10 protein-coding genes are annotated in these 21,756 nt (G+C 61.2%); 5 read left to right on the forward strand and 5 right to left on the reverse strand.

Annotated features, from left to right (window positions below; translation table 11 throughout):
* Position 1: 1 nt before the first annotated feature.
* The 4 genes from ACQZAB_RS13530 (at position 2) to ACQZAB_RS13545 (ending at position 14,406) form a co-directional block, all read left to right on the forward strand.
* Complete coding sequence (locus ACQZAB_RS13530) at positions 2-1,186, forward strand: glycosyltransferase (RefSeq protein WP_428390046.1); 1,185 nt, start codon at positions 2-4, stop codon at positions 1,184-1,186.
* 389 nt (positions 1,187-1,575) lie between these two features.
* Complete coding sequence (locus ACQZAB_RS13535; RefSeq protein WP_428390047.1) at positions 1,576-3,597, forward strand: hypothetical protein; 2,022 nt, start codon at positions 1,576-1,578, stop codon at positions 3,595-3,597.
* Between the two features lie 105 nt (positions 3,598-3,702).
* Positions 3,703-13,815 carry a filamentous hemagglutinin N-terminal domain-containing protein gene (locus ACQZAB_RS13540; protein WP_428390048.1) on the forward strand — a complete coding sequence of 3,371 codons (10,113 nt, stop codon included), beginning with the start codon at positions 3,703-3,705 and terminating at the stop codon, positions 13,813-13,815.
* Positions 13,816-14,106: 291 nt separating this feature from the next.
* Positions 14,107-14,406 carry a hypothetical protein gene (locus ACQZAB_RS13545; RefSeq protein ID WP_428390049.1) on the forward strand — a complete coding sequence of 100 codons (300 nt, stop codon included), beginning with the start codon at positions 14,107-14,109 and terminating at the stop codon, positions 14,404-14,406.
* A gap of 91 nt (positions 14,407-14,497) precedes the next feature.
* On the opposite strand, the gene ACQZAB_RS13550 is transcribed toward ACQZAB_RS13545, so the two are convergent.
* The 5 genes from ACQZAB_RS13550 to ACQZAB_RS13570 are packed head-to-tail and all read right to left on the reverse strand — an operon-like array spanning position 14,498 to position 20,758.
* Complete coding sequence (locus tag ACQZAB_RS13550; protein WP_428390050.1) at positions 14,498-16,243, reverse strand: VWA domain-containing protein; 1,746 nt, start codon at positions 16,241-16,243, stop codon at positions 14,498-14,500.
* A gap of 6 nt (positions 16,244-16,249) precedes the next feature.
* On the reverse strand, positions 16,250-17,671 hold the full coding sequence (locus tag ACQZAB_RS13555; protein ID WP_428390051.1) for a magnesium chelatase: 1,422 nt from the start codon (positions 17,669-17,671) through the stop codon (positions 16,250-16,252).
* 36 nt (positions 17,672-17,707) lie between these two features.
* Entirely contained in the window at positions 17,708-18,919 is a 1,212-nt protein-coding gene (locus ACQZAB_RS13560; RefSeq protein WP_428390052.1) for a type III polyketide synthase, read from the reverse strand.
* Complete coding sequence (locus ACQZAB_RS13565) at positions 18,912-20,057, reverse strand: NAD(P)/FAD-dependent oxidoreductase (protein ID WP_428390053.1); 1,146 nt, start codon at positions 20,055-20,057, stop codon at positions 18,912-18,914. Before ACQZAB_RS13565 ends, ACQZAB_RS13560 begins: the two co-directional genes overlap by 8 nt.
* On the reverse strand, positions 20,054-20,758 hold the full coding sequence (locus tag ACQZAB_RS13570; protein WP_428390054.1) for a methyltransferase domain-containing protein: 705 nt from the start codon (positions 20,756-20,758) through the stop codon (positions 20,054-20,056). Before ACQZAB_RS13570 ends, ACQZAB_RS13565 begins: the two co-directional genes overlap by 4 nt.
* 100 nt (positions 20,759-20,858) lie before the next feature.
* Here ACQZAB_RS13570 and ACQZAB_RS13575 point away from each other — a divergent pair, with 100 nt between their 5' ends.
* A complete protein-coding gene (locus ACQZAB_RS13575) occupies positions 20,859-21,713 on the forward strand; it encodes an aldo/keto reductase (protein WP_428390055.1) in 855 nt (284 codons plus the stop codon).
* The last annotated feature ends 43 nt before the right edge of the window (positions 21,714-21,756 follow it).

Raw genomic sequence — 21,756 nt, forward strand, 5'->3', positions numbered from 1 at the left:
GGTGGCTGCTGAGCGTCCACAACCAGTCGTGTGGGTGGTGATCGGGGATGAGCGTTATGGGGTTCGGACGGCGACGCTTGGGATGATGTCGGCGGCGCGGCTGGTGGGCGTTGAGCCGGTGGTGGTGAGTCTTTCTGAGGGGCCGTTTGTCGATGAATTGCGTGAGCGGGGTGACCGGGTGTTTTGTCTGGGGTTGGATCCGTCGCCGAGTTTTGCCGGGGGGGTGCTCTCGAAGGCGCGTGGGGTTATGGCGATGCGTGCGTATCGGAAGCGGGTGACTGAACGTTTGGGGAAGGTTCTGAGGGAGTTGTCGCCCGGGGCTGTTCATCTGGCGTGGCCGCATCTGGTTTTTTCGTCGGGTCCTGCGGTGGCTGATCTAGGGCTGCCGTGCTTCTGGGAGATGCCGAACATCGTTGGCCGGACGCTTCCGTTTGGACTGAATGCGAAGCTGTATCGGCGGGCCTGTCGGAAGTGGGGGATTCGGCCGGTGGCGAACAGTCGTTTTACGGCGGCGACGGTCAGCGGGCCGGGTGTCGAGCCGGCGGTGGTGTACCCCCCTACCGACACGGCGTGGTTTGTGCCGCGGGAGGATCGGCTGGCGCAGCGGCGTGAGCTTGGTTATGGATCAGATGATGTGGTGGTGGGTATCGTTGCGAGGATGTCGGCTTCGAAGGGGCAGCGGGAGGTAGCGCGGGCGGTTGGTCTGCTGAAGGATCGCTGGCCGGGGTTGCGGTTGTTGTTGGTGGGTGGTCCTGTGGATGATGTGTATGCGGAGCAGATACGGAGTGAAGCAGAGGCAGGGGGTTACGCGGACCGGATTCGGATGATCGATCGGGTTTCGGATCCGCGTCGGTTGCTTGGGTCTGTGGATCTGGCGGTGAATGCGCGGGTGGATCCGGAGCCGTTCGGGCTGTCGGTGGTGGAGGCGATGTCGATGGAACTGCCTGTGCTGGCGCATGCCCTGGGGGGTCCGGCCGAGACGGTGGCGGATGGGGAGACGGGCTGGCATGTGTCGGGGGTTACGGGGGAGGTGATGGCTGAGGGGTTGATGCGCGCGATGGGTGATCGGGATCGTTGGTCGGTGATGGGGAAGGCGGCTCGTCGGCGGGCGGTGAAGTTGTTCAGTGTGGAGGCGGCGGCGAGGGAGTTGTCGTCGCTTTGGGGATTGTCAGCGGCTCGGAACTGAGTTTCAGGTACGGCTTTGTTGTTCGGGGGATGCAGGCTTTCAAAGCGCCCAACTGACCCATGTTCCGTAACAGCCTAAGTTACGGATTTTTCTTTAGTTCTCTTGACACCCCCCCTTCACAGGCTTAACTTGCGCAAGCATCATTAGTCAGGATAGGTGCAACCCCTACATCTTGTGGGGGCAAGCCTGAACAGAAGGTGAAGGGCACAGCAGGTCGTGGCATCCTCGTTGGATCTCCAAAATTGTTGGAAAGACTTGGCTGGGCTGCTTACTAGCACATCCCACTGGGGTATCGCTGCATGAAGAAGAAGAGTTACCGGACCGTCCAGGACATCTCACGCCGAATCAGCGCCGACCCACTGGTCGGTTTGTCTCGTTGGAGCGTGGGTATGGCCTTGTCAGCTGTCATCATGACCTCGGGCGTGGCGTTGGCTCAGCCGGCACCTGCGCCGGTGGTCGGGCCGCAAGGGGTGGTGCCGAACACGCCGCCTGGTGGTGAGACGAATCGTCCGGCACCGGAGGCGGAAGAGCCCGCCACGCGTCGCGCGGATCTGAGTGGTCCGCTTTATACGGTTTTGCAGTTCACCGTCTCGTACGCACGGCCTAACCCCGGTCTGCCTGAGTTGGAAGCGCTCGAGACTCGGCGGTTCCCGCTTGGTTTTGTGGAGGGCCGATGGGTGGCTCCTTCGCTCGCTCGGGACTATGGCGGCTCGATCGAGATGGTCAGTCTTGCTGAGCTGAATGAGGGTGATGGTCTGGCGGTGGGTGACTTCGAGAGCACGCGTGCTTTCCACTTCACTGCTGTGGATGCCATCCTTGATGCGGTGCGTGGCGTGGTGAACGACGCGGGCTTCATTGGTATCCGAACGATTCCCGATCCGGGTGACATCACCATCCAGGGTGAAGACCTTCGTTCGTCTGCGGATGAGCCGGTGAACATCCTGGTGCTGACGGCGGAGGTGACAGCCTCGCGGACGATCGCATCGGGCGAGCGGATTGATGAGGAGGAGCGGATCAACAATCCTGCTCATGCTCGGATCGCGGCGGACTCTCCTCTGCAGGCGACGCCTGAGGGTGCGGAGGTCGCCAACCCGGCGAGTCTGCTTCAGAAAGAGAATCTGGACCGGTATCTGTTCCAGCTGAATCGTCATCCCGGGCGTCGGGTGGACGTGGCGGTTTCGGCGCTGGAGGAGCCGGGCGAGGTGCAGCTCGACTACCTGGTGAATGAGAACAAGCCGTGGGTGCTTTATTACCAGCTGACGAATACGGGTACGGAGACGACTGAAGAGTGGCGTCATCGGGTGGGTTACGTTCACAACCAGCTGACTGGCAACGATGACATTCTGAATGTCGATTACATCTTCAGTTCGCTGGACATCGAAGCTGAATCGCAGGCACTGCTTGCTTCCTATGAGGCTCCGCTCTTCACGCCGCGGCTTCGTGGTCGTATTCACGGTTTCTGGACAAGGTTCGACGCGTCTGAGATCGGTGCGGCGACGGAAGACTTCACGGGTGAGACGTTTGGCGTCGATGCGAGGCTGGAATACAACTTTTATCAGCGTGACAATCTATTCCTGGATTTCATGGCCGGGGTTGAGTATCGCGACGTAGAGGTGACGAATGAGGTGGTGGTCCCGACACAGACCGGTGACGCCGACTTCCTAATCCCATACATCGGCGTGGCGGCTGAGATGGTCACGGATACGACGGTGCTGGTTGGTGATTTCCGTGTCATGTACAACCCGAACATCACGGATGTCGAAGTGAGTGAGTTGACGGACCTTGGTCGTATTGATCCGTCCGAGACCTGGGTGATTCTGCGTCTTGATTCGCAGTATTCGTTCTATCTTGAGCCGCTTCTGTTCAATGATGCGTGGTTGGATCCCAGCACGCCTGAGTCATCGACACTTGCTCATGAGATGGTGCTTAAGGCTCGTGGCCAGTATGGCGGCGGCAACCGTATCGTTCCGCAATACGAAGCGGTGCTTGGCGGCCTTTACTCGGTTCGTGGTTATCCGGAGTCGTTGGTGGCGGGCGACAACTCCTTGTTCCTGTCGGCTGAGTATCGGTATCACCTGCCCCGGGCTCTGCCGATCGACCGGACGCCTGACCACACGCTGTTCGGCGAGCCGTTCCGTGTTCAGCCTCAAGAGGTTTATGCCCAGCCGGACTGGGACCTGATTCTGAAGGCATTTGTCGATGGCGGCATCGTCATGCAGCAGGATTCGACCACGGGTGAGATTGACGATGAGTTGCTTGGAGCGGGCATCGGTATTGGTTTCCTGTTCAAGCAGAACCTGAGCATCGATGTGGACTGGGGCTTTGCCCTGACCGAGGCTCAGGAGGGTCGTCCGCAGGAAGTGGAAGTGGGTGACAGTGAGGTGCATGTGAGCCTCACGATTCTTTATTAAGCCGTTGACACGTGAATGAAGATCGCGGTCGTTGACGGTTGGCCCGTCCGCCGCTCGAGCCTTTAGAACAGACCGACCATGACTGCATGTGAAGGAAGACTGAGCATGATGACTGAAAAGAACAGCAATCGCCGGAGCCAGGCCGTTTCGTTTCCGAGTTGGAAGCTTCTGGCGGCGTTGCCGCTGACTGCGTTTGCGGGGATGGGGAATATGGCCCAGGGTGGCATCGAGGGTGCCCAGACGATCGCCGGTAACGTGACGATCCAGCAGCAGGGTGCCGTGACGAACATCACGGCGAGCCATAACTCGATCATCCAGTACCAGAAGTTCGGCATCGCTTCGAATGAGACGGTGAACTTTATCCAGCCGAGTTCGACCTCGCGGGTGCTGAACCGGGTGGAGGCGATCACGGCTACGCACATCAATGGTTCGCTAAACGCGAACGGGATTGTGTACATCGTGAACCCGGCGGGCGTTTACTTCGGTAACGGTGCGCTGGTGGATGTGGGTGGCATCTATGCGGGTGCCGGCAACATTTCGAACGCTGACTTCATCAGCGGCATCAACCGGTTCACCGACCTTCAGGGCGAGGTGGTCAACTACGGTCAGATTCAGGCCGATGGCACGGCCGCGTTCATCGGCAAGCGTGTGGAGAATCATGGGTCGATCTTGTCGACCGATGGTCTGCTGATCATGGCGACGGGTGAGGAGATCATTCTTCAGCCACGAGGCAGCCACATCCACGTCAAGTTCCCGAAGGGTGGCGACGAAGTGGCCGGTGACGGTGAAGCGACACTGGTGAATAACGGCACGCTTGATGCTGGCGAGGGCCGGGTCCTGCTCGGTTCCAGCGACATGTTCGGCCTGGCGATCCATCAGACGGCTACCGGCTCGATCAAGGCCGATGAGGTGATGATCGCTGCGGAGGATGGTCGGGTTGAGGTCAGTGGGTCGATCGACGCGGGCGAGATAGCTCAGGTTACGGGTGAAGAGCTTGTGCTGACTGGCGCGGAGCTTTCGGCCGGTCAAACCCTGAATGTCGGTGGTGAGTACCTGGGTGGTGGAACGCTTGCAACTGCCACAACGACGTTTGTTGATTCGGCCAGTACCCTGGAAGTGGGTGCGGGTGGAACGCTGACCATCTGGTCGGATGATGTGACGGGCTTCTACGGCTCGATCATTGCGCCCCAGAGTTTTGTCGAGGTTTCGGGCAAAAATCTGCTTCTAGCCGATCTGTCGGGTGTTATCGACTCCGGTGCCAGCACGCTGCTTCTGGACCCGACGAATGTTGAGATTGGTGATTTCGGCGGCGCTGCGAACAGCAGTGACGGTAACTTCGTGGGCGGGACGTGGATTCCTGCGGATACGACCGCTCCGGCTTCGTTGCCGATTGTTTCTCAGGTGGATGTCGCAGATGTGGTTGCGTTGCTGAACGCTGGTACGAGCGTCAACATCACAACGAATGTGACGAACACGCCTGATGAGGCGGGCAACATCTCTCTTACCGCGGATCTGCTGCCGAACCTTGGTGGCGGTGCGGCGACCTTCGAGCTAAACGCTCAGGGATCGATCACCATCAGCAACGTCATCACGGCGAATGCTGGCGGTGCTGCGTTGGCGGTTGACTTCAACGCCGGTGCCGGTGTGGCCGTCAACGCGGCTATCACGACAAATGGTGGCACGTTCAATTCTAACGGCACTACCTTTGTCAGTACGGCGCTGATCAATACCGGCGCTGCGACGACGACCATCCAACACACAGATACCGTCAGTCTGGGTGCTATCACGGCTGCGACGCTGAATGCGACCAGTGGCGGGGCTATGACCAACACCGGGGCACTGACCGTATCCGGAACCGGTACGTTTATTGATACTTCCGGTACCAGCATCACGCTGAACAATGCCGGCAACAACTTTGGCACGGTGGTCAGCAATGCGGGCGCGGGTGGCACGATCACCATCGTTGATTCGAATGCGGTCATTCTTGGTTCGACCACGGCGACCACCCTGAATGTCACGGCTGGTGGGGCGATCTCCGACAGCGGGACGCTGGCCGTCTCCGGTGTCTCGACCCTCGATGACACGACTGACACCAGCATCATCCTCGATGATGCGGCCAACAACTTCGGCACCGTCGCCGCAGACTCCGGCATCGTCACCCTGGTTGATGTGGATGGCATCATCCTCGGGGCCACCACGGCCACCACCCTGAATGTCACAGCCGGCGGGGCGATCTCCGACAGCGGGACGCTGGCCGTCTCCGGTGTCTCGACCCTTGATGACACCTCCGACACCAGCATCATCCTCGACGACGCGGCCAACAACTTCGGCACCGTCGCGACGGACTCCGGCACGGTGACCCTTGTGGACACCGACGGCATCATCCTCGGGGCCACCACGGCCACCACCCTGAATGCCACAGCCGGCGGGGCGATCTCCGACAGCGGGACGCTGGCCGTCTCGGGCGTCTCGACCCTCGACGACACCTCCGACACCAGCATCATCCTCGATGATGCGGCCAACAACTTCGGCACCGTCGCGGCCGACTCCGGCATCGTCACCCTGGTTGATGTGGATGGCATCATCCTCGGGGCCACCACGGCCACCACCCTGAATGTCACAGCCGGCGGGGCGATCTCGGACAGCGGGACGCTGGCCGTCTCCGGTGTCTCGACCCTCGATGACACGACTGACACCAGCATCATCCTCGACGATGCGGCCAACAACTTCGGCACCGTCGCGGCCGACTCCGGCATCGTCACCCTGGTTGATGTGGATGGCATCATCCTCGGGGCCACCACGGCGACCACGCTGAACGTCACAGCTGGTGGGGCGATCTCCGACTCCGGCACGCTGGCGATCTCGGGCGTCTCGACCCTCGACGACACCTCCGACACCAGCATCATCCTCGACGACGCGGCCAACAACTTCGGCACCGTCGCTGCCGACTCCGGCATCGTCACCCTGGTGGACACCGACGGCATCATCCTCGGGGCCACCACGGCCACCACCCTGAATGCCACAGCCGGCGGGGCGATCTCCGACAGCGGGACGCTGGCCGTCTCGGGCGTCTCGACCCTCGACGACACCTCCGACACCAGCATCATCCTCGATGATGCGGCCAACAACTTCGGCACCGTCGCCGCAGACTCCGGCATCGTCACCCTGGTTGATGTGGATGGCATCATCCTCGGGGCCACCACGGCCACCACCCTGAATGTCACAGCCGGCGGGGCGATCTCGGACAGCGGGACGCTGGCCGTCTCCGGTGTCTCGACCCTCGATGACACGACTGACACCAGCATCATCCTCGATGATGCGGCCAACAACTTCGGCACCGTCGCCGCAGACTCCGGCATCGTCACCCTGGTTGATGTGGATGGCATCATCCTCGGGGCCACCACGGCCACCACCCTGAATGTCACAGCCGGCGGGGCGATCTCCGACAGCGGGACGCTGGCCGTCTCCGGTGTCTCGACCCTTGATGACACCTCCGACACCAGCATCATCCTCGACGACGCGGCCAACAACTTCGGCACCGTCGCGGCGGACTCCGGCACGGTGACCCTTGTGGACACCGACGGCATCATCCTCGGGGCCACCACGGCCACCACCCTGAATGTCACAGCTGGTGGGGCGATCTCCGACAGCGGGACGCTGGCCGTCTCCGGTGTCTCGACCCTCGATGACACCACCGATACCAGCATCATCCTCGATGATGCGGCCAACAACTTCGGCACCGTCGCGGCCGACTCCGGTACGGTGACCCTGGTCGATGTGGACGGCATCATCCTCGGGGCCACCACGGCGACCACGCTGAACGTCACGGCTGGCGGGGCGATCTCCGACTCCGGCACACTGGCGATCTCGGGCGTCTCGACCCTCGACGACACCTCCGACACCAGCATCATCCTCGACGATGCGGCCAACAACTTCGGCACCGTCGCGGCCGACTCCGGCATCGTCACCCTGGTTGATGTGGATGGCATCATCCTCGGGGCCACCACGGCGACCACGCTGAACGTCACAGCTGGTGGGGCGATCTCCGACTCCGGCACGCTGGCGATCTCGGGCGTCTCGACCCTCGACGACACCTCCGACACCAGCATCATCCTCGACGACGCGGCCAACAACTTCGGCACCGTCGCTGCCGACTCCGGCATCGTCACCCTGGTGGACACCGACGGCATCATCCTCGGGACCACCACGGCCACCACCCTGAATGCCACAGCCGGCGGGGCGATCTCCGACAGCGGGACGCTGGCCGTCTCGGGCGTCTCGACCCTCGACGACACCTCCGACACCAGCATCATCCTCGACGACGCGGCCAACAACTTCGGCACCGTCGCCGCCGATTCCGGCATCGTCACCCTGGTTGATGTGGATGGCATCGTCCTCGGGGCGATCGATGCGACGACGCTGAATGTGACCACCGATGATGCGATCACGCAGGTGGGTGCATCGGCCGTCTCGGTCAGTGGGACGACGACGATTGTCACAACCAATGACAACGTCACGCTTGACGAGGCTGGCAACGACTTCAGCGCCGTCCTGGTGAATGCTGGCACAGGAACTGTGACGCTACGTGATACGAACGCGATCAACCTCAGCACCATCACGGCTGATGACCTGACCGTAACGGCCACGGGTGGTATCAATGACACGGCTGGCCCGATCACCGTTGCGAACATCCTGACGCTGAATGGTGGTGCCATCAACCTTGATGAGGGCAATGGCCTGTTCGGTCAGATCAACCTCACGACCACTGGCGCTGGTAATGCGAACATCAGCGAGGCGAGTGCGACTGAGTTCGTCGGCACGAGCAACATCGGAGGCACCCTGACGGTCACGTCGACCGGTGCGATCACCGATGCGGCCGGTGCTGACATCACGGTGGGCGGCAATGCCACGTTCAACGGTGCGTCCATTGCTCTGAATGAGGCAGCGACGCACGACTTTGGCAGTATCACCTTCGATACGACGCCCGGTGCTGTCGAGATTGTCGAGCAGGGTGACATGCTGATCGTTGGCGCGAGCGACGCGACGACGCTGACGCTGACCTCCGGCGGTGCAATCACCGACGATGCCACGGGTGCGATCACCACGACGGGCCTGGCGACGATTACAGGTACGAGCATCACGCTGGATAGCGGGCTGCACAACTTCAATTCTGTGGTTCTGAACTCGGCGGGTGATGTGGTTCTCACGCAAGCGAGTGACATCATCCTGTCGGGCACTTCTGTTGTTAACAGCCTGACGCTGAACTCGACGGGCGGTTTGATTGCCGACGATGGCACGGCCGACTACACGGTGGCCGGTCTGGCTGATTTGACTGCGAATGGCACCATCACGCTCGATGACACGTACGACTTTGGTCAGCTGCGGTTCAACACGGCTGCTGCCGTGGCGATTGCTGACGGCTCGGCGACTGTGCTGTCGGGTGCGAGCACGGCTGGGTCGCTGGACCTCGATTCCACCGGTTCGATCACGGACCTGGCGGATACGGATCTCGCGATCACCGGCCTGGCTGATTTCAACGGCACGTCGATCCTGATTGGTGACGATGCCGCGGATACGCAGAACTTCGGCAGCCTGACCGTGAACTCGGCCGGCAACGTGACCGTGACCGAAGACAGTGGTCTAAGCTTCGAGGGTGCCAGTGTGGTTGGCGGCGATCTCGTCGTGAGTGCGGAAGGCGTGATCGATGACGATGGCGCCGGAGCGGACCTTGCGGTGACGGGCCTCGGCAGCTTCACGAGTACGGGTGGTGCCCAGGGCATCACGCTGGATGCGACCGATACCCACGACTTCGGCACGCTGGCCTTCAACAGCGCGACGGGTGCCGTGGTGATCGATGAAAACAGTGCGACGGTGCTTTCGGGTACGTCGACGGCTGCTTCGCTGAACCTCGATTCCAACGGCACGATCACAGACGACGGTACGGCAGACGTGGTCATCACGGGGCTGGCTGATATCACCAATACTGGTGCCAATGCCATCACTCTGGATGATGGCAACCTGGACGTGGGTCAGCTGCAGGTGAATTCGGCTGACGCGGTCACCATTGTCGAAGAGAACGGCTTTGAGCTGGCAGGTGCGACCACGGCCACCGACCTGACGCTGACGGCGACGACGGGTGCGATCACGGATGACGATGCCTCCGCGGCGATCACTGCTTCTGGCCTGGTGACGCTTTCGGGTGACTCGATTGCTGTGGATCGTGACAACACGCACCAGTTCGGAACGCTGACCTTCACCTCGAACGTGGGTGATGTGACGATCGAAGAGGCCGGCAACATGGAGCTGGCGGGTGCCAGCAGTTCTGCCGGTGCTGCGACGCTGATTGCGGATGGTGGTTCGCTGACGGATGGTGCGGACGGTGACCTGGCGGTATCAGGGCTGGCGACGCTGACCGGTGATTCCATCACCCTCGGCAACGATGTTGGTAACGACACCAACTTCGGCAGCCTCACCTTCACTTCCACTGGTGCGGTGGCCATCGCAGAGGACAGTGCGACGGAACTAGCTGGAGCCAGCACGGCTGATAGCCTCGATCTGGATTCGACGGGTGCGGTCACCAACGGCGCAGGAGCGACTGTGGTGGTGACCAATCTGGCTGATTTCGATGGCACGTCGATTACGCTGAACAATCCCAATCATGCTTTCGGCAGTGTCACCTTTAACTCGGCTGGCAGCGTGGTGATCTTCGAGACTTCAGGTGGCAGCGTGATTGCCGGTTCGAATACGGCCTCTGATCTGGTGTTCGTGTCAGGTGGTGCGATTATCGACTCGGGGGGTGGTGATATCACGACCACCGGCGTTGCGACCTTTACGGCCTCAACTGGCGGCAACATCGACCTGACCAATGGCACCAACGCCTTCAATCAGTTGACCTTCAGCAGCACTGGCAGCGTCGCCATCACTGAGAATGACGCCACTGATCTGACCGGAACCAGTGTTGCTGGGACGCTTGACCTTAACTCGGGCGGCGCGATCACGGATACAGTGAATGCCAGCCTGACAGTGACCGGCAATGCTGATTTTGCTGACACGGGTGGCGCTGGCATCACTCTTGGTGATACCGGCACAGATACCCTGAGCCTAGGCACACTGACCTTTAATTCGACGGGCGCTGTGGCGATCAGCCAGGACAACGATGTTACGCTTGCCGGCGACAGCACGGCTAACTCACTTGCCCTCACCTCGACTGGACTGATTGGTCACAACGATAATACGACGCTGGATGTGACCGGTCTGGCGGCGTTCACCGCGGGCGGTGTCAACGGCATCACGCTGGGCCGTGAAGCGACGGACACCTTTGACTTCGGCACGCTGACCTTTGCCTCTGGTGGGGCGGTGTCGATCGCTGAAGACAGTGCGACCGAATTGGCTGGCACGAACACGGCGACCAGCCTTGATCTCGACTCGACCGGTGCGATCACCGATTCGGCGGGCGTCAGCCTGACGGTGACTGGCCTTGCGGATATCGCGAATACCGGTGCGAATGCGATCACGCTGGGTGATAACGGTGGCGACACGGTGAACTTCGGCTCGCTGACGGTCAACACCGTCAACAACGCGACCATCACCGAGGATAGCGGCACCGAGTTTGCCGGTGCCAGCAACGTGGGTGGCGTGCTGACGGTGACGGCGAGTGGCAACATCAGTGACGCTACGGACGCTGATATTGTCGTCGGTGGCACGGCGAGCTTCACCACGGTTGGTTTGAATGCGATCACGCTTGGCGAGGAAGCCAACAACGTGCACACGTTCGGTGATCTGACGTTCGTCTCTACCGGTACGGTCAATATCACCGAAGACGACACGATGGACGTGAATGACGGCAGCGATGCCAATGCGTTGATTCTGCTCTCGCGTACGGGCGACATCAACACGGCGGCTGGTGGTCTGGACATCGCAACCAATGCCACGCTGACGGCGGCGGGTGATGTCAACATTCTCGGCGACTTCACCACGCGTAACCCGGTTGGGCTGGTGGTCTTTGCCGACAGTGACACCGACGGCGCCGGTTCGTTTACGGTGGCTGCTGGTGTGACGATTGACACCACGCCGGGCACCGGTGACGGCGTGCTCTTTGTGACCGCTGAGGATGCCGTGATTGACCCGACGGCCACGATCAATGTTGGCACGGCCACGGTCACGCTGACCGAGAACGGTGGTGACGGTATCGGTCTGGGGGCCACGGCTTCGACCAACGGCATGGACATCAGCGGCGCTGAGTTGCAGACCATCACGGCCGCGAATGTGGAACTGGCGTCACAGGGTCTGATCACGGTTGATGGCATCAGTGCGGCGAACAGCGATAACGCCACGCTGGTGACACTGGATACCGGAGCGGACGTTTCCATCGAAGGCGGCGTATCGACGTTCAACGCGATTGATGTTCAGGCTGACGGCGGTATTGATGTGGATGTCAACCTGATCACCGACACCGGCGACATCGTCATGGATGGTGACACCAACAACGCCGACGACACGGCCCCACTGGATGATGCGATTACCTTCGCAGGTGGTGTGATGCTGGATTCGGCGGGCACGATCGTGCTTCGAGCTCAGACCGGTGGTCTGATCGGGCTCGGTACGCTGGATCTGGAAGCGGATGCAGGCCTGACCCTCAACAGCAATCTGACGACCAATGGCGCTACGCTGCTGGATGCTGATGATGATGGCGATGGCACGGGTCTGCTGACGGTGGCCGGACTGACGACGGTCAACTCGACCAACAACGTGATTACGGTTGAAGCGGCGGACATCGAGCTCGATGGCACGCTGAATGCCGGGACGTCGAACGTGGGCATTACTGCGACCAACAACCGCTCGTTGAACATCGTCGATATTGATGCCGATACGGCCGGTGGTGCTGTGATGAACCTGAGCGCCGGCGACAACAGCCGTGCAGGAAACCGTCAGGGTGAACTTGATCGGATTAATGCGGTCAATCTGACGCTGAACACCACGGGTGCCGGTGATGTCCGGCTTAACACGTCGTTCGCTACGCCTGGCAACGATCTGGCGACCGTGTCCTGGCAGAGCTCCAGCATGACGCTGAACGACGGCCTGCTGACGATCAATGCCGGCAACGACTTCATCATGGACCCGCTTGAACGGTTCACGGTCGTCAACACGGGTACGGGCGGCGTGCCGAACGGTGGCTCGATCACCGTCAACAGTGGTAACGACATCACGGTGGCTGACATGACGGCCTTGACGGACGTCACGCTGAATGCCAACGCCGGTGCCGGGAATGTCGTGGTGCTCCGTCGCCCGAATGGTCAGACGCGGTTTGCCGACGGCACGGTGGCTAATGACTTCGGTGGTGACATCGTGGTGGGTCGTGCGATCGAGATCTTCGGTGCCACGCTGACACAGGGCGGCAGCATGACTGACCCCGAGTTCCGTCTTGCTTCGCAGTTGAGTGATACGAGTGTTGAGTTCAATAACGCGGCTCCGCCTCTCGTTGTGGGTCAGCCGCGTGAGGTTATTCTGACCACGGCTGGCGGCTTCACGATTGACGGTGCGGCGAGTGGCTCGTCGGCAAACGTGGCGGCGGCGATCGCTGCGGCTTCGCCTCGGGTTGAGAATGCCGAGACGGTTGAAGAGCTGCCGCTGAGCCAGGCTGCGACGGATCGTCTGGCCGAGCTGAACATCTTTGCTCGTGACCACAGCTTTGATGAGATCGTGAACTGGCTGGTCGGTCAGCGTCTCTACGATGACCTTCCGCTGTCCAGTTCGCTTAGCCCGGCCGCCCGCGAGATCGCGGTGGGTCGTCTGAACCCGAGCCTGGTGTCTGCGGTGCTCGAAGACTACGAGGCTCTGATCTTCGAGCCTGCTGTTGACGAGTTTGGCCAGCCCATCTTTGATGATGAGACCGGCGAAGCTGTTGAGCGGCGTGTCGACGGTGAGATCCGTGCAACCTTCGCAGCGGCCTACAGCTTCTATGACGAGATCAGCAGTGGTCCGTTCGATCCGGTGGCGTTCCGCGAGTACGTCCGTGACAACGAGCCGGAAGCCTGGGCGAACCTGCTGGCCGTTCAGCAGATCATCGAGGGCATCGAGTTGCTGGCGCTGCCGCCGGTGGAATCGCAGACCGCGATCGACTCGCTGATCCGGACGCTGACGCCTGAGAACATGGATGTGGACGATCTTCGTAATGCGGCCAGCCCCCCTGCTGAGCAGGTCGCTTTGCTCGATCAGTAAGTCCTCGTCCGGCTAACCCTATTTACGAAGCCGCGGCCCCCCTCGGGTCGCGGCTTTTTTATGTTTCGGATCGAAGGCTAGCCGTTCTCACGGGGTGGTCACGAGGGTCGTCGGTGCCGGTTGTTCGGTTTGTAGGGGTCTTGCGAGAGGGTGTCCGGTGCGAGGGCGGATGCCCGAGAACTGGTCTGAATAAGCGGGTGTGGGAGGTCGATGTGATGGTTGGTGCCGCCTTGGGGCGGACCCCTGTGCCGGGCGTGCCGGCAAGGACCGCCTCTGTCAAGGAGACCAACCATGTCCTGGAAAGCACCGACTTTTGCGTTGATTGCTTCGTTTGCCGTGTTCTCGACCGGCTGCTCGACCTTCTCGTCATCCGGCAGTGATGACCGGACCGCTTCTGCGTTCGATTTCCCTGCGGCCTCGTATGAAGAAGGCGTCAACCTTTCATCGAGTGACAGCCTTGGCTTCGAGTTGTTTGGTGTGATCGAGTTGCAGCCTGATCGTCTGGCGGCCTTGCAGCAGCCACGCTCGATCTTTGGTGAGTCGTTCGAGTTCCCGAGTGCGACCGAGTTTGCCGAAGTCCCGACGGACTGAGGCCGACCGAGCCTTGGGGGAGGAAACGATCACTCGTCGGCTGGGGAGGCCGACGGGTGTTTCTGCTTGTCTGACGGGGCCATGCGGTGTTCTATCCGACGATGGTTTTTCGCTGCTTGACGTAGTCCCAGATGACGTAGCGATCGAGGTCGTGACCGGCGGTGAAGAAGACCCGGCCGCCTGTGGTCTGGGCGATGCGATTGCAGAACCTGACGTCGTCTTCGTCCTGTGACCAGCTCGGGACGACGAACATGTTGATCGTGATGTTGTCCTGCTTGGCCAGCAGGGCTTCTCGGATGGTGGCAGATTCAGTCCGTGGATCCGGTGGGTAGAGCATGAACAGCTCTTTGTCTTCGTAGTGGGCGGTTGGCAGCCCGTCGGAGATGAGGACGATCTGGCGGTTGGGAGTGTCCTGAGCGGCGAGCAGACGCCTGGCGAGTTGGATGGCGTGCTGCATGTTGGTGAAGTGCTGCGGGATACGGTACTCGCTCATATCGGGGTCTGACATGTCTGCTCGAAGACGAACAACAGGATCTCGGATGGTGGGGACCTTGGGCATCATCTCAGCGATCTGATTCAGTCTGCGGACCCTGGCTACGGTGTACATCTCGATAAAGCCGAGGAAATCGCCTGGATACTCGCTCTGGATGAGCCCCTGCAGGGCCAGGGCCATGCGTTTGGCGTCGATGTACTGCCCGCCATGGCGCATGGAGCCGGACATGTCGACGATCACCACCGTCGCGCACTTCGGGTTGTTGCGGGTGAGGTGGACTTCGATATCGTCGGGTTGGAGGCGGAGAGGTCCCTTGTTCTGTTGTCTGAACATGGCGTTGGTCATGGTGGCGGTGAGGTCCATGTGGGCCACGGCGTCGCCAAACTCGTAGGGTCGGGTGCGCTGGGTTTCGACCGAGCCCTCGCCGGTGACTTCTCCCTGATGCCGGCCTGATTTTGAGGCGGTTAGGTCGGCGAAGATGGTTTCCAGGACACGAGACTGGAAGAGACGGTAGGCCTTGGGCGTGAGCTCGAAGCCCTGCCCGGGCTTGCCGGGTTCGAGGCCCTGCCTGCGGGCTTCTTCCTGGAGCATCTGTTCGATCTGGCGTTGGAGTGATTCGAGTTGCTCCATCTGTCCGGGCTCGGCGTACTCGGAGAGCTGGTCCATATCGATGATGGCGAGTTGGGCCGTTTGCTCGGCCTGCTTGAGTTGTTCGAGCAGTTTGTCGATCTGTTCCAGCTCGGCCTTGATTTCGAGGGCTTTCTCGACCGACATTTTCTCGCGACCGGTGAAGCGATAATCGCTGGCCAGTTTTTCGATCTGGTAGACGCTCGCCAGAGCCTCCATCACGTGGAGGATACCTGTGGCGAAGGGTGTGTTCTGGTCGTCCTGGCGATACCAGAGTTTCTTGAGGTCGGCGAGCTGGAAGTCACCGACGGCCTTCTGATAGGTCTTGCGCTGCTTCTTGGGCGGGTCGAGTGACTGGGCGTCGACCAGGTAGTTCTGCTCGGCTGTGCGCCTGGCGTGAGAGGTCTCGTAGGTTTCGAGGATTTTGCGTTTGCGTTCTTCGAGGAGGGCGATCAGGGCTTCCAGGCTGGGGCCCAGGCCGTCGATCTGGCTCGGATCGAGGTGGATGGCGTTGGCGAGTTCTTCTTCAGTGAAGTGGCGCATGGAGCCGTAGGTGAGCATGTGCTCCATGCCCAGCGAGGCGAGGTCGGCCTGCTGATTCATCTGAGAGATGGGGCCGGGCAGTTCGACGGCGTCATAGCCCTGGTAGGTGTGGATCACACCGCCTGCATTGCGACGATTACCGGGAGACCGGGTTGGCTGATCGGGGTTGGGCATGGGGGCTCAGGTTTCGTAGGTGATGCGGCCGTGGTCCTGATGGCGGCTGATGCGCTCGGTGGCGTAGAGGCCAGCGAGGACAAACTCGACACAGGCCGCGCGCATCTGGGGCTGGCTGGCTGCGTTGACCTCGAAGGCTTTCTCCCAGGCGGGGGGTACGCGCTCCAGGACTTTCTCGTAAGCCGAGGACGGGAGCATGTCGCCAACCTCGATGCGGACGCCTTGGCTGAAGATGGCGGAGATCTCTTCGAGCCCGTGGTCGTCGACGTATTCTTCAAAAAGCGTCTGGATGGCTTCTGCGACAATGGCATCGAACACCTGGTGCTCGGACATCTGGTGGGAGCCCATCATGTCGAGTTCAAGTTTGCCGAGGCTAGAGGCATAGAGGTGAGCCAGGTCGGAGATGCGCGGGACGGCAGGTTCTTCGGCGAGGACGGCGCCTCGCCTGCGTGCACTTGCGACCATCGTGTTGTAATTGGCTATAGAGAAGCGGGCGCTGACACCGGACTGATGATCGACGTATCTCGACGCTCGGGCGGAGATGGTGATCTGTTCGATGAGCTGCTTCATGAAGTAGGGGACGGCGACTGGGGCGGCATCGTCGGGGCCGACGGCTTCCTGCTCGGTGATCTGGATGCCCAGATCACGGTCGCGGGGGTAGTGGGTGTGGATGATCGAGCCGATCCTGTCTTTGAGTTGGGGGATGACCTTGCCGGAGCGGTTGTAGGTGGATGGGTTGGCCGAGAAGAGGATGACCACATCGAGGTCGAAGCTGATGGGGTAGCCGCGGATCTGGACGTCTCTCTCTTCGAGGATGTTGAACAGACCGACCTGAACCAGTTCGTCCAGTTCGGGGAGTTCGTTCATCGCAAAAATGGCGCGGTGCATACGAGGGATGAGGCCGAAATGCAGGGCCGATTCGGCGGACATGCTGGTGCCCGCGACCAGCTTGGCGGGGTCGATCTCGCCGATGATGTCGGCGAACTTTGTGCCGGGCGCGAGACGCTCGGCGTAGCGTTGATCCCGGTGCCACCAGGCGATCGGGACTTCCTCGGGGGGCAGGTTGGCGATGAGTTCCTTGCCGGCCCTTGAGATCGGGGCGAGCGGGTCTTCATGGACCGGCATGTCCGGGTGATCGATGTAGGGCACATATTCGTCGAGAAAATGGACGAGACCACGCATGATCCGGCTCTTGGCCTGCCCTTTTTCGCCGAGGAAGAGCATGTCGTGCTCGGCCAGCAGCCCGAGGATGATCTCGGGGATCACGGTGTCTTCGTAGCCGACGATGCCGGGGAACAGGTGTTCATCGGTACGGAGGGCGGCCATGAGATTCTCGCGGATCTCGGTTTTGACGGACTTGCTCTGCCAGCCAGACGCGGTGAGTTCGGCGAGGTTGGTGGCTTTATGAGGTGTCGTGATCTGTGTCATGCCTAACGATAGCGCTGGAATCGGGTCTGGAAGCGGTCAGCCCAGTTCGAGCAGAGCGGCTTCCATGGTCAGCCCCGGGCCGAATGCCAGCATGACGGCTGGCCCGGGGACGATCGAGGGTGTTCTCCGTGCTTCCTGAAGGACAAACAGCACGGTGCCGGAGCTGACGTTGCCGATCTGGTGCAGGACGGTACGGCTGGGCTTGAGCTGGTCATCGGACAGGGCGAGGTCCTGTTGCAGCGTGTCGAGGATGCGTGGCCCGCCCGGATGGAGGAGCCAGTGTGCGATCTGCTCTCGATGGATGCCGTGGCTCTGGAGCCATGTATCGAGCCAGGGCTTCAGGTGGCTTCGGATGGCTTCGGGGACGCCTGGGTCGAGGGTCATCTGGAAGCCGTGATCGGTGACGGTCCAGGTCATGGCGTCGCTGGTGTTCGGGAGCGTGCATGTCGCTGTATCGACGAGACCGACGGTGCCACTTGCTAGGCTCGAGTGGAGGCTTTCATGTGGTTGATGCGTGCTATGGGCTTGCGGGCAGGTTAGGACGAGCGCGGCGGCTGCGTCGCCAAAGAGGCTGTTGGCGATGATCTGGCTGGGCCTGAACCCGTGCTGAAAATGGAGAGTGCAGATCTCGACACAGACCAGCAGCACGTGGTCGCTTGGATGGGCCAGGGCGATGCTCCGTGCGGCATGGAGGCCGTCGATGGCTCCGTGACAGCCCATGAAACCGATCAGGGTTCTGCTGATATCGGATCGGAGACCAAGCCTCTCGATAAGGGCGAGATCGACGCCGGGTGAGCTCATACCCGTGCAGGAAACGACGACCAGGTGGTCGATCTGTTCGGGTTGAAGGTCCGCATCCGCAAGAGCGAGGCTGGCTGCACGGCCAACGAGTGTCGGGGCCTCGATGGCGTAGCGTTGGAGGCGTTCTGCGGTGCTGGGTGATGCCCGGGGATCGGTCGTTGGCGGGTAGAAATCCGTCAGAAGCTCCGCGGGTTGCTGGCTGTCGTCTGGAAGATCGGCTTCGGTTTTGAAGATGCTGTAGCGTTGACCGATGCCTGTGTGCTGGTATCTGCGTGTGGTCCAGTCCCGCTGCTTCTGGCTTTCGGCGACCCGCGGGAGGGCCATGTTGAGGGCGGCGGGTTGGGTGAGACGGTACGGAGGATGCGCGATGCCCATTCCAGCCAGACACGCAGTCCTCGGCGGTTTGCGGGTTGGTCTCGGGCGTTCTGGGCTTGAAAGATCAGGCATGGGCTGGCCGCCGGTTCATGGCTCGAGTGAGTGGGGATGAGAACGAGGGGCGCAGCCTGAGTACTCTCAGGGCTGTCGCAGCGAGGCGCGGTCTGCGGAGGAGAGCTGTGACGTAGCGGCAAACACGTTGGCGTTGCAGGATGGGCCTGCGTGCATAGGTATACCGATCGAGCACACGGGGCGACCAGTGGTTTATAGCCTCTTCGGCGAGTTGACTTAGTAGGTGGGCTCCCTGAATCCCCCACGCCATACCCTCGCCGGTAAAGGGCTCGATGTAGCCGGCGGCGTCTCCGAGCAGGAGGAGTCGATGTGCCCCCAAAGTCTTTCGGGCGCAGTTGAGCCTGGGGGTGCCCTTCCAGTTGATGTGATGGATGGCGTGGCCCTGTGATAAGCCGACCTCTTCGAAGATGCTGGCCAGAGCACCGGATATGCCCAGTTGTCTGGTTGCCTGTGGGTCCAGAGAGGCGGCGATATCGAGTTGGTGATCTGACAGGTGGGCGATGCCGAGGTAGCCGGCTCGTCCGTTGATCATCTGCAGGTGGTTCGGTGCCGGTGCCGGGCCATCCCAGCTGTCGGATCTGAGGATCGTGCCGACGCCCAGCCGGGCCGGACCAGTGTGCCGCCAGGGTATCGCAGAGAACTTTGACCCGAGGCCAGTGGCGTCGATGACGAGCCGGGCACGGATCGTTCTCTGTTGGTCGTCGGCTTCGAGGCACACCTGGCGGTGCGGGTCTGAAGGGCTTGACGGTAGCAGGGTGGCTTTGGTGGACATGGCGATCTGAACGCCAAGGCTTACTGCTGCGTTCGTCAGTGTGTGGTCGAGTTCTGCGCGTCCGATCGCAAGGCCTGCGGGCAGTGGCAGGGTGGCGGTCTGAGAATGGCTGTGGATCTGAACGGCTGAGTAGGGCTTGCCGGGCAAATCGGTTGGGCATTGGATGAGTCCGGCGTCGATCAGGCCTCGAAGGCTGGATTGATTGAGGCATCCGCCACAGACTTTGAAGCGGGGGAATGACTGGCGCTCGACGAGGGCGACGCTGTGCCCCTTCTGCAGAAGGAGCGTGGCGACGGTCGTGCCAGCGGGGCCGGCGCCGACGACCAGGGCGTCGAGTTTGTCTGGTATCGAGGTGAGGTCTGTCATCGGCCTGGCCTCACCCAGGTGAGTGTCATGCGCTGCGGCCAGGCAGGTCTGATGGTTGTGGCCTCGGGCTCGTAGCTGGCCTCGTATGCGAGTTGCTTGAGTTCTGCGAGTGTCCAGGCTGCTCGGACAGACTGGGGGCCATCGGCGTGGACGATGGGCGATCTGGAAAGCAGGCGGGTGCCGATCTTTGCGGCGAGGTAGCCCGGTATCGTGCGTTGCAGGTCTGAGACAATCACGGCGTGTCTGGCCGACTCGCGCATCCGCTTAAGCAGTCGCACGGCCTGCTCGCGGGTGAGGTGATGCAGGAAGAGGGCGTTAAAGACAATGTCGCTGTCTGGCGGCCAGGGGTCATGGAGGGCATCGGCCAGATGCCAGGCGATATCGAGCTGTTTCTGGTTAGCGCGGTCGGCAGCGATCCGGATCGCTGTCGGGCTGATATCGAGACCACCCAGTTGCCATTCGCAACCGCGGTCTTCAGCCATCCGTGCGAGGGCTATGAGGGTGTCTCCCGAGCCTGTGGCGATGTCCAATATTGAGATACTCGAGTGAGTGTTGGGTAGTCGCTTGATCTGTTGAAAGAGCTGCTGCGCGACGCGGCTGATGTTGTTGATCCTGCGGAGGCCGCGGAGCGCATGGTCGTGATCCATTTGCGGGAGTGATGGGTCATCCATCAACTCCGGCTGGAGGTCGCGATGTGTCATGTCTGGCCATACCATCGATCAGATCGTAGGGGTTTATGGCGTTTTGGTACCAGATGAGCGTTATGATGTCAGGTTATTCGCACGTTTGAAAGGCTGGATCATGCAACGACGGCCGCTGGGTCAGACCGGACTTGAGGTATCGATTCTGGGCTTCCCGGGGATTGCGCTGAAGGGTCAGGAGCAGGCTGACTGCGATCGCCTGGTGAGTGAGGCCTTCGAAGCGGGGATCAGCTACTTCGATATCGCGCCTGGCTATGGCGATGCGCAGGATCGGCTGGGACCGGCTCTGGCGTCCTATCGGGATCGATGCGTGCTCAACTGCAAAACCATGGAGCGTTCGGCGGCTGGCGCAACGGCGGATCTGGAACGATCGCTTCGACTGCTGCAAACCGATCATTTTGATGTTTATCAGTTCCACGCGGTAACCACTGATGAAGAGGTTGACCAGATTCTGGCATCGGGCGGGGCACTGGAAGCCTATGAGGCAGCGAGGAAAGCGGGGAAGATCCGTCACATCGGGCTGAGTGCTCATAACGAAGCCGCGGCGATTCGGCTGATTGAGACCGGGGTGATCGAAACGGCGCTGTTTCCAATCAATTTCCCAGCGTGGACGCGGGGGGATTTCGGACCAACGCTGCACGCCGTTTGTTTGGAGAAGGGGATCGGTATCCTGGCGATCAAGTCGATGGCGCGGCGGCGGTACGGGGAGAACGAGGACAACCCGGATGCGGATCGTGTCTGGTACGTGCCTGAAGATCGCCAGGCCATTGTTCACCTGCAGTTGCGGTTCACGCTCAACCAACCGGGTGTGGCGGCGGCGATTCCGGCTGGTCTTCCGAAGTGGTTGCGGCTGGCCATCTCGCTTGCAGACGAATTCGGCCCATTGAGCGAAGACGAATTGACCGGACTGCGGGAGGCCGTAGCGGCGGATGTTGAACCTGTCTTCCGGTCCTGACCGGTCGCATGCTCGGGTCCTATTGTTGATTGGCAGCTATACC

Origin of the sequence: Mucisphaera sp. (assembly GCF_965279675.1) — a bacterium.
In the GTDB taxonomy this organism is placed as follows: domain Bacteria; phylum Planctomycetota; class Phycisphaerae; order Phycisphaerales; family Phycisphaeraceae; genus Mucisphaera.